Raw genomic sequence first — 8,611 nt, 5'->3', positions numbered from 1 at the left:
TCGGAAAGAAAGCCCGGTAGATCAGAGCTGTTTGCCCTCCTTTGCTAATACCCGTGCTAATCCATTTTTGAGGATAAATTTGTTTAAACAGAGTGGTGATAAGATGTAGGTCTGAAGCCGAATTCTGGGCAGTCAGATATTGCCAGTCGACTGAGTCTGGAACAGATCCGGAAAAATACCGATGCTCTACGAAGACTGTATTCGTCTGAAATAGTCTGGCGAGCTCATCCTGGTAACGAGGGTTTAGAGCATAGTCGCCACCGTATCCTTCGGTTACAAGCACTGTTGGACGGTCGAAGCCTTCGTGGCTGACTACCACACGTTGGGAAAACGACCCTTTCTCGGGATGTTTATGGTCCAGGGGCTGTCTAACAGTTATAACATATTTCTCTGAGTAATAATCGGAAGGCAGGCTATCTATGGTAATAACTTCCTTCAGTGTACAAAGTTTTTGATAGAGCTCCTTGTTGGATGCATTAGCCGAGACTATAACCAATAATAGCAGCAGGAGCAAGTGGCTGATACGTTTCATTTGTAAGTATTTGTGTTTTGTTCTTCTTCTTTTCTGAAATTAATAGCTTTGTAGTTGGCTATATTCCGTAACAGGCCTTCGTATTTGGCCCGTTTTACAGCCGACCCTTTAAAAATGCGAGTATATTGTTCGCGGGAGAGGGCATACCATTTATCAGCAGTCATCTCAGCCAATTCGTCTTTCATCATAAAGGACTCTTCTGTTGTTGGTCTGGCGAAACGGTTCCAGGGACATACCTGCTGACAGGTATCACATCCGTAAATACGGTTGCCGATGAGAGGAGCAAGCTTTTCCGGGATCTCATTTCTGTTCTCAATCGTTAGATAAGAGATACATTTGCCTGCATTCAATGTTCGGGGAGCTTCTATGGCCTTGGTAGGGCATGACTCCATACATCGCGTACATTTTCCGCACATACTTTCCATCGGACGATCCGGAATAAGGGCCAGGTCTGTAACGATTTCACCCAGAAAAAAATAGGACCCTTTGCCGGGGATTATCAGGTGGGTGTTTTTCCCAATCCAACCCAGTCCGGCTTTCCAAGCCCAATATCTTTCCAAAATTGGAGCTGAGTCTGTAAAACAACGGGCATTGATATTGACTTCACGACGGATATAATCAACCAATTCATTTAGTTTTTCTTTAATCACATAGTGATAATCACGTCCGTAGGCATAGTATGCAAGTTGTGGTACATCTTGTGGTTGCAGGCAGGCCGGATAATAATTCAAAGCAACGGAAATAATAGAACGGGCGCTTTCCAGTAACCCGGTAGGGTCTAAACGGACGTTACGGTAATTCTCCATAAAGGTCATGTCTGCATGCATTCCGTTTGCCAGCCAGGTGTCGAAATAGGCTGCTTCACTGTCTGCCGGGGCTACCTCTGCAATTCCGCAGGCTGCGAAGCCTAGCCGGAGTGCTTCTTCCTTTATTTTTTGCTCAAGATTCATTCAATTGTTTTAAACTCGTACCCATTTTGCTGCAGCCATTCAATCGCTCGCGGCAGAGCTCCCTTCATGTTTACTTCAGATTTTATTGAATCGTGAAACACGATGATGGATCCGTTGCGCGTATAGTTTTTCACTACGTTGAACACTCCGTTGGGTGTCATATGCGGACTGTAATCGCGTGTAACAACGTCCCACATAATGATCTTATAGCTGCGCCGAAGCATCAATACTTGCGGAAAGCGCATGTGCCCGTGCGGAGGACGAAATAAGTTGCTTTTTATTAACTCTGCAGCCTTTTGTACATTGGCTACGTAATTTTTAGTCCAGAAACGGATTCCCTGGATATGGTTGAATGTGTGATTACCAACACGGTGACCACGATTCAATATCATCTGATAAACCTCCGGATATTTTCGGACATTGTCGCCAACACAAAAAAATGTAGCCTTAATGCCATATCGGTCCAGGGTATCTAAAACCCAAGGGGTAATCTCGGGAATAGGTCCGTCGTCGAATGTGAGATAGACACATTTCTTGTCCGACGGAATTCTCCAGATTACCCCTGGGAACAACGCTCTGTAAAAGAACGGGGGTTGTTCTATAAACATACCTTATTTATCTGCGTACGGAACTATATGCCATACGGTAATTATCAAATTCTTCCTGGAATGCTTTGCCATATTCAGGATCGTACTGTTTCCCGATTCTTAAAATTTCTTGCAAAACAGCCAGATTATGTTCTACATCTCCCATTACAGAAGCCATCTGATTTGGGTTTAACCTGAAATACCAGCGAAGGCTTCGAAGGGAATTATCGGCAATACCGTTATAAACTGCTTCTGCTTTTTCTTTCTGGTTGAGCGTAAAGTAGAACTCACCGATAGAAAGGGCACTGTAATCCAATGGAACCGTTTTTGCCGGTAGAACTTCCATGGCTTTATCAAGGACTTTCAATGCCTTGTCATTTTTGCCTTCTGCAATAAGTGTTCCCGCCAATTTGCTGAACAGAGCCATACGGAAGCTCTTACACATACGCATGGTATTTTCGTCCAGATAAACATCCGGATTATTTACACCTCCCCATTTAAACTTGTTCATTACATTGTCGTACATCTTCTCAGAGTTTACTGCCTTGTTTGTTCCTTTGGTACTCATCGGCACAATCTGATAGGCGAGTCCGGTTTGCTGGAAGTAACCGTCTAGTTTTACAAACTGATCGGGACTTACTGTCACAGCATAATAAATAGGACGCTCCCAATTGTTGGTTTGTAACATATCCAGTACAATGAGTTCCTGTTTACCCAACACCTCTTTGTCTTTCAGGTCAATCGTCATCTCACTCAACATTAATGCTGAGTCGGCCGGCTGAATCACTCCATGTTTTAGAGCAGCAGCTGTATCAACTTTATAAAGCAATGTTTGCGAAGGAATATAATCCAAAGGCTGATTAATGCCAGGAATTTTTTTGTATTTAGGATCATTGCTTTTTACAAAGCTCAGCGCGGTATTAAGATCAATAGGCTGATCAGTCATCGGGAAGATATATGCCACGTCACGCGTGCCCTGAATGTAGTCGGCTCTATCCCATGAGATAGGAAGGGGTTTCGACTCATAAGCCTCTCGCTTCATCTGATCGATATACCAGTCTGTCTGTAAATAGCTCGTATTACAAACCCTAATGTCTGTACGAATACCTTCCACCTCCTGTGCATACCATAATGGGAAGGTGTCGTTATCGCCATTTGTAAATATCACGGCATTTGGCTCACAAGATTCAAGGTAGTTAATTCCAAAATCTCTTGCTGCATAACGTCCAGAACGATCGTGGTCGTCCCAGTTCTGGGCTGCCATCTGAATAGGAACGAACAAGCTGGCAACCGTCGCAACTGAAGCAGCAGCAACTGCAGGAAGCTTGCCATATTTCTCCAGGATTTTAGCTAACCCTGCCACTCCGAATCCAATCCAAATACAGAAAGCATAGAATGATCCGGCATAGGCATAGTCGCGCTCACGCGGTTGATACGGAGTCTGATTCAGATAAAGCACAATGGCGATACCTGTCATAAAAAAGAGGAAGAAAGTCACCCAAAAGGATTGTATTCCCTTTTCTCCGGCATAAGCCTGATATAGTAATCCGATAATTCCTAACAGCAGCGGCAACAAATAGTATACATTGTGACCTTTATTGTTGGCAATATCGTAAGGCATATCATCCTGTGGTCCAACCATCACGGAATCGATGGCTTTAATGCCTGTAATCCAGTTTCCTTTATCTACTTCTCCATTTCCCTGAATATCATTCTGTCTGCCGGAGAAATTCCACATGAAATACCTCCAATACATGAAATTAAGCTGATAAGTGAAGAAAAAGCGGATGTTTTCGGCAAAAGTGGGTTTCATTACCGTCACTCGTTCACCGCAGCGGTCAAACTGTACGGGTTCGCCTTTTACCTGTGCCCATTCCTGGTATGCGCTTACATGACGTCCGTCACCACTATGCATACGGGGGAAGAGCATATTAAGTTCGTCAATATATTCGTATTCCGATTCGTAGCGGGATACGTAATATTTATCCTTTTCTGTTTTGTCTTTTTTAATTACTCTACTCCAGGTAGGTGCACCTTCCTTTGTTACAGCAGCACAACTTCCTCCCTGATTCTGTCGTTTTACTTCAGATACATAGGTTTGTCCATAAATCAACGGAGTTTTACCATATTGTTCGCGGGCAAGGTAAGTACGCAAAGTAAATATATCTTTGGGTGAGTTCTGGTCCATCGGTGTTTCTGCCGATGATCTGACGAGGATAAGCGCATATGATGAATAACCTACCACAATTACCAAAAGCGACACCAGGATGGTATTCATCACTTCAATGCTTGTTCTTTTAGATAGGAACAGATATGCAGTGAGTGCTGCAATCAGTAAAATACCAATAACATAACCACTTCCGATAAATGGAATTCCAATCAGCGTAACTGAAAGAATAAAGGCAATGTTCAAACGAACCTTGTTTGGGTTGGAGGTCATTGTCTCATAGATTGCCCAGGCGATTACACCCAGTAAAACTACAACATAAGCAAATACCCCCGAATTATATGGCATGCCCATTCCATTTACAAATAAAAGCTCGAACCAACCACATACTTCTACCAATCCTTGCACAACACCGTACATCATAACGGCAATGATGGCAAAAGAAATGAATAGGGCTACAAATGTTCCTTTAAGGGTAGGATTCGGATATTTTTTATAGTAATATACTAATACTATGGCTGGAATACAAAGCAAGTTAAGCAAGTGAACACCAATACTTAACCCCATCAGGTAGGCAATCAGTACCATCCATCTATCGGCATGAGGTTTATCTGCCACGGCTTCCCACTTCAGGATCAACCAAAAAACAACGGCCGTGAAAAGGGACGAATAAGCATATACCTCACCCTCAACGGCACTGAACCAGAAGGTGTCACTAAATGTATAGGCCAATGCTCCAACAAGTCCGCTACCCATGATGGTGATAAGCTGAGAGTTGGATATTTCTTCTCCTTCGTTTACCAATATCCGGCGGGCAAGGTGGGTTATACTCCAGAAAAGGAATAAAATGGTAAGTCCGCTAAACAGGGCACTCATCGAGTTGACCATTACCGCCACCTGAGAAGGATCGGATGCAAACTGAGTGAAGAGATTGGCTGTTAGCATAAAGAAGGGGGCACCCGGCGGATGTCCTACTTCCAGTTTGTAGGCCGAAGAAATAAACTCACCGCAATCCCAGAAGCTAGCGGTAGGTTCCATTGTCATCAAATAAACGATGGAAGAGATGGCAAAGGTTACCCATCCCAGCACGTTGTTGATTAGTTTATATTTTCCCATACGATAGTATATAGTGAATAATTAATTCAATTTATCTGCCTTTTTGCTGAGGCAACGGCCACAAAGGTAAGAAATAACCTTAATTTCAACGTTCTGTAAGTCTTTAAATTGCGAATAGAATACTAAAAATATGTATAAAATGAATAGTATAAAAAAACCAGGTATCAGAAATCTAAATTCCGATACCTGGTAATATTATAATTAAGTTGAATCTGTTGACTTCTTACAGCGTTTTAACAACAAGGTTACGCCATAGAACTTTAATTCCGCCGCCATCATGAATTTGAAGGGCGATACGTCCTTTACCCTTACCGATTTTTTCGTCAGTAAAGTTAACCATCTCCTGTCCGTTCAGAATTGTTGTAACATTATCTCCCTTAACTTTGATAACCATTGTGTTCCAATCACCTTGTTTCAGAATATTTTCTTTATCATCATCAATCTGGATCAACCAGCCTCTGCCATATGATTCATAGATACCACCAGTATCCATGCCCTTAGGAGCTACTTCAACCTGCCAGCCATTCACTTTTACGCTATCTCCAACTGTAGAGCGGATAAAGATCCCTGAATTGCCATCTGCTTCCTGTTTGAATTCGGCAGTTAATTCGAAATCGTCGAAATATTCGCGTGTTGCAAGGTAGCCGTATTGTTTATCAGGACCGCTTTCGCAGATTAACAGGCTGTCTTTCACATACCATTTTTCTGTTCCGTAAACTTCCCAACCTGTAAGGTCTACGCCATTAAACAGCACCACTTCCTTTGTTTTTCTGGGAAGTTCCTTAATTTTAATATTACGGAAAGATGCAGGGTAACCATGGTCTTGCAGACAAATTACGCCCTTCTTGGCTAGTCCGTATTCTGGGGCATGACTCCATTTGCCGCTGTTCTTTCTGGCATACCAGTCGTCGGTCCAGGCTTCGAATTCCAGAATTTTAACTCCATTCAGCCAATGTTCAACATGTCCATTATCAAAAACAATTTTTGAATTATTCCATTCTCCCTGAGGATTTACCTTCATTTTGCTTGTGTCTGGTAAATACATGGCATAATCTACGCCAAGTTTTTGCCAGTCTTCCAATGGTTCGGCAAAGTTAGGTTCATCAATAAGTTGATATTCCGGACCGGTAACATAAGGAACAGCAAAATCTGGACGTTCTACAACGTGGTACAACATACCGCTGTTACCACCCTTAGACAATTTCCAGTCCCACGAAAGTTCGAAGTTTTCATATTCTTTATCAGTCACGATATAGCCACTGGCATCGCTTCCTTGTCCGTTAGCCTGGATGCATCCATCAACTACACCCCACGGTTGAGTTAAAGTAGTACCATTGTAATCTTTCCATCCGGCCATAGTTTTACCATCGAAAAGTAATTTCCAGCCATCGGCTTCTTCTTGTGGTGTGAGTACGTTTTGTGGAGCTTCTCCGCAACTTACAAATGTAAGTAGGCAGGCTGCAGCGCAGCTAAAGAAAACTCCCATGCGGTTCGAGTCTTTCTTTAAAAATTTCATGAGCATTATAGATTTTAAAATGAGTTCACAAACATAGTTAATTATTTTGTATTATGCCACTTATCTTTTATAAAATGATTTAAAAGTGATTACGTATTTCACTTTTTTGAAATCCTTTCATAGTATGGTAATCTGTCTATCGGAGCGTTTACCTGTATAGTTTTCGGTCCTTTAAATTTTTTACCGGTATCGTCTTTCCAGGTTCCCTTTGGTAATTTTACACTTCGAGTATGCTCCTTTGTTATAATGGGGGCAACCAAGTATTTGTCACCAAGCATAAATTGGTCTTTGCAGGAGGCAAATCCCTGATGAGGAAACTCGTATTCCATGTGCCGGATAATGGGTTCGCCGCTCTTAGCCGAATGGTGAGCTTGCTCCAGAATATAGTTTCCCATCTTCTGATGTAAATGTGCATAATTCCTGCATATTTCCAAATGCTCCGGATCAAGAATACGCCATGGAGCAACTGAAAACTGCATCATAGGCATTAGTGCGTGAACCTGGCATGACCGGACTATTAGATCTTGATCCAGCTTTGATTGATCAATATTGAGAAATGAACCGAATTGACCGCCTCCGATCATATCCGGACATGTATACGAATAACCAAGTAAACCGGCCGAGATCATGTCGGTAATTAATAATCCTACCGCATTCCATGAATAATCTTTGTCTCCCAGACGTTGAACTAATGCCTGACCTCCCATTTTCCATCCTGCCCGATACTCATTGAAAGGGAAATCCAGCCCTATTTTAGCCCAATATTCGCACATGTCGACAGACGTTGCCGACTTATCATAAAATTCAAGTGTCGAATCGGTAAAGTGGCTTATATCGCCGGCATCAAACTTGAAGCCATCCACACCATATCTTTCCTGCAGGTCTTTCAACTGTTTTTTCAGATGTGCCACTGCTTGGGGATTACTTATATCATAACATGCACTAAATCCGTTCCACCACGAGATTATCGCAGCTTCGTTCGTCCCCTTCTTTTTAATAAGAAATCCCTTTTGCTGCAGATCACGGAATTCGGGACTATCGGGACTTACAAAAGGACATATCCATAGCATGATACGAAAGCCTTCTTTATGTAAGCGTTCAATCATCCCTTTCGGATCAGGGAACCGATCTGGTTTAAAATCGAAATATCCGTAATACTTCTGCCAGTTGTCGTCAACCATAAATACGCCTGTCGGAAAATTGTGTTTAAGTACATTATCTGCATAAGCCAGAATATCTTCCTGATTTTGATTGTACATTAGTTCAATCCATGTATTATATTGCGGCATGGAGAAAAAGAGCGGGTCTGGGATCACTCCTGAAGGAGGGAAAAACCTTGAAGATGCAACAGCAAAAGCCTCTTTCAATGTACTGCCTGCTTGAAAGGGACTTATTTTTTCGTACTGAGAATAGATATGTATATTGCCAGCTTCAGTTTTAAAAGAGAAAGGTCTGTCGCTCCATACAACCCTGCCTTTGGATGATAAGAACAGAGGAACATTCTGGTTGTTTAGATTTTCTTGAGAAAGATCAATTAGTCGAAGTTCATTTCTATAGGGCATTTTAGACCCCAGGGCAACCATCCCTCCCTACCAATCTTCACCCTCCTGAGAGGATATTATTGTTTCATACTTGTTTTGTGCCATACAAGGCAATATCATAAACAGCGTAATGAAAGAAAGAATCAGCTTTTTTTGTAAATACATATTAGTTTAGTTTTCTAAATGATATAATGGCGTTTGT

General features: G+C 42.2%; 4 protein-coding genes and 2 pseudogenes. All 6 read right to left on the bottom strand.

All coding sequences use genetic code 11. From position 1 onward, the window contains the following. Positions 1-532 (bottom strand): annotated as a pseudogene (locus AB7E53_RS07050) (S28 family serine protease); the annotation flags it as partial. Beyond that, positions 529-1,482: a tRNA epoxyqueuosine(34) reductase QueG gene (gene queG, locus AB7E53_RS07045; RefSeq protein ID WP_446774903.1), complete on the bottom strand. Its 954-nt coding sequence runs from the start codon at positions 1,480-1,482 to the stop codon at positions 529-531. The gene queG and the pseudogene AB7E53_RS07050, both read right to left, overlap by 4 nt. Then, complete coding sequence (locus AB7E53_RS07040; RefSeq protein WP_446774901.1) at positions 1,479-2,090, bottom strand: polysaccharide deacetylase family protein; 612 nt, start codon at positions 2,088-2,090, stop codon at positions 1,479-1,481. Before AB7E53_RS07040 ends, queG begins: the two co-directional genes overlap by 4 nt. Positions 2,091-2,097: 7 nt before the next feature. Beyond that, complete coding sequence (locus tag AB7E53_RS07035) at positions 2,098-5,352, bottom strand: protein O-mannosyl-transferase family (RefSeq protein WP_446774900.1); 3,255 nt, start codon at positions 5,350-5,352, stop codon at positions 2,098-2,100. 223 nt (positions 5,353-5,575) lie between these two features. Then, positions 5,576-6,868: a 3-keto-disaccharide hydrolase gene (locus AB7E53_RS07030; RefSeq protein WP_079682231.1), complete on the bottom strand. Its 1,293-nt coding sequence runs from the start codon at positions 6,866-6,868 to the stop codon at positions 5,576-5,578. 98 nt (positions 6,869-6,966) lie between these two features. Then, positions 6,967-8,574: pseudogene (locus AB7E53_RS07025) on the bottom strand (glycoside hydrolase family 31 protein). Positions 8,575-8,611 lie beyond the last annotated feature (37 nt).

The sequence above is a fragment of the Macellibacteroides sp. genome (genome assembly GCF_050251695.1).
GTDB classification, from domain to species: domain Bacteria; phylum Bacteroidota; class Bacteroidia; order Bacteroidales; family Tannerellaceae; genus Macellibacteroides; species Macellibacteroides fermentans.
This window is presented reverse-complemented; position numbering and strand designations above follow the sequence as displayed.

What these genes read in the sequence shown, in the direction of transcription:
- queG (WP_446774903.1), bottom strand. Translation starts at nt 1,482, where the DNA reads ATGAATCTTGAGCAAAAAATAAAGGAAGAAGCACTCCGGCTAGGCTTC.
- AB7E53_RS07040 (WP_446774901.1), bottom strand. Translation starts at nt 2,090, where the DNA reads ATGTTTATAGAACAACCCCCGTTCTTTTACAGAGCGTTGTTCCCAGGG.
- AB7E53_RS07035 (WP_446774900.1), bottom strand. Translation starts at nt 5,352, where the DNA reads ATGGGAAAATATAAACTAATCAACAACGTGCTGGGATGGGTAACCTTT.
- AB7E53_RS07030 (WP_079682231.1), bottom strand. Translation starts at nt 6,868, where the DNA reads ATGAAATTTTTAAAGAAAGACTCGAACCGCATGGGAGTTTTCTTTAGC.